This is a genomic window from Streptomyces sp. NPDC048002, from assembly GCF_040653275.1.
Lineage (GTDB): Bacteria > Actinomycetota > Actinomycetes > Streptomycetales > Streptomycetaceae > Streptomyces.
This window is the reverse complement of the sequence record NZ_JBEZNL010000092.1, coordinates 1-2,038: the sequence shown is the minus strand read 5'-3', so window position 1 is coordinate 2,038 and position 2,038 is coordinate 1. Positions and strand designations below refer to the sequence as shown.

1 protein-coding gene is annotated in these 2,038 nt (G+C 67.5%); it reads left to right on the top strand.

All coding sequences use genetic code 11. The annotated features are described in order from the left end of the window. The first annotated feature begins 187 nt into the window (after window positions 1-187). Complete coding sequence (locus AB0E07_RS39815) at window positions 188-1,957, top strand: IS481 family transposase (RefSeq protein ID WP_362263376.1); 1,770 nt, start codon at window positions 188-190, stop codon at window positions 1,955-1,957. The last annotated feature ends 81 nt before the right edge of the window (window positions 1,958-2,038 follow it).

Genomic DNA, 2,038 nt, shown 5'->3' with positions numbered 1-2,038 from the left:
TGTCAACGGCCATGTCGTTCTCCCCGTAGTGTGAAGTCCCACGAGAAGTTGGACAGTCTGTACCGGACTGATGCTTGACGGTCCCGCGAGATTTCTGAAGGTCTCGGCACATCCTGGACGGCCGTGTCTCGTTGACTCTGACGTGGCTGAAGCGCGCGATTCGGAACCCGTGGACGACCGGCGGTGGATGGCCGAGCACCGGTACCATGCGGTGTTGCAGATGCTGGACGGTGCACCTGTCGCTGAGGTTGCCCGCCGGTTCGGGGTGTCGCGGCAGACCGTGTACACCTGGGTCGAGCGGTACCACGCCGGAGGACTGGGCGGGCTGGTGGACCAGTCCCGCCGGCCCCACACCTCACCCCACCAGGTTGCCCCCGAGGTCGAGTCCCTGGTCTGCGAACTGCGCCGGACCTATCCACGCTGGGGTGCCCGCCGCATCGTCTACGAGCTCGGCCAGCGCGGCATGAAGCCGGTCCCCGGCCGGTCCACGGTGCACCGCATCCTGGCCCGCAACGGACTGATCAACCACCAGGAACAGAACCACCGCCGCGTCTACAAGCGTTGGCAGCGCGACGCTCCGATGCAGCTGTGGCAGCTCGATCTCATGAGCGGGGTGTTCCTGGCCGGCGGCCGCGAGTGCAAGCTCGTCACCGGCATCGACGACCACTCCCGGTTCATCGTCATCGCCAAGGTGGTCGCCCAGCCGTCCGGCCGCGCGGTGTGCACCGCGTTCGCCGAGGCCATGACCACGTACGGAGTGCCGTCGGAGGTGCTGACCGACAACGGCAAGCAGTTCACCGGCCGCTACACCAAGCCGTTCCCGGCCGAGGTCCTCTTCGAACGGATCTGCCGGGAGAACGGCATCACCGCCCGGCTGACCAAGCCCCGCTCGCCCACCACGACCGGGAAGATCGAGAGGTTCCACAAGTCGTTGCGCCGTGAGCTCCTCGACCACGTGGGACCGTTCGCCGACCATGGGACGGCACAGGCAGCTATCGATGCGTGGGTCTACGGCTACAACCACAAGCGCCCGCATCAGGCCCTGCAGATGGCCACCCCGACCTCCGTGTTCCGTCCCACCGAGACCAAGGATCAGCAGCGCGAGGTCCACCTGCCCGAGCCGGAGGACGAGCGAGCGTCCGCCGTGGCCGAGCTCCTGGCGCCGCAGCTTCCCTCCCTGCTGCCCTCTCCGCGGCTGCCGGTCGACGAGTCCCACATCCGGGCCGTCGAGTTCGAAGCGATCATCTCGCCGATCGGCAGGCTCTGCCTGCCCAACAACCAGCAGATGAAGTTCCCCGCCGCCCTGGGCGGACGCAGGACCACCATCTGGGCCGACGAACGCAGCATCCACGTCTTCATCGACGGCGATCTCGCCCGCACCCGCGTCTCCAAGCTCACCCCGGCTGACCTGAAGGCTTTGGTGCAGCGGGGCGGTCGCATCGCCGGGCCTGAGCCGGCCGCTCCGGCCCTGATCGATGAGGCGAAGCCCGCTCTCGTGGTCGAGGTCGACCGTGTCATCGACCGGGACGGCGACATCGGGCTCGGGGGCCAGAAGGTGAAGATCGCACACCATCTGGCCGGACAGCACGTCACTCTTCGCTTCGACGGCCAGCTGATGCACGTCATCGTCGACGGCCGCGTCATCAAGACCATGCCCGCGCCGGTCCCGCCGGAGAAGCGGCGGCAGATCAGCGGCGCCCGAAGCCCGCGCACCATGGTCATCCCACCCTCCGTCCAGGCTCTGCGGGCCCGGCGGAAGGTTCCCCCAGACGGCCGCGTGATGCTCGGCGGCCAGCGAGTGCGGATCGGTCGCGCACACGCTGGGAAGACCGTGACGATCGTCCTTGAGGACACCTGCTTCCGGGTCCTCGACGGTGACGTCGAGCTGTCCACCCACCCCCGCACCAGCGACAAGCCGATCACCGGGTTCAGAGCGCCCAACCGCACCGAGTCGTAACTGCTGTCCAGCATGTCCCGGTGACATCAAGCATGTCGTGGAGCCAATCTGTCCAAGATCTTGTGGGACCTCACACCGTCA

Bases quoted from the DNA above. Each gene is read 5' to 3' on its own strand.
- AB0E07_RS39815 (WP_362263376.1), top strand. From the start codon at position 188: ATGGCCGAGCACCGGTACCATGCGGTGTTGCAGATGCTGGACGGTGCA.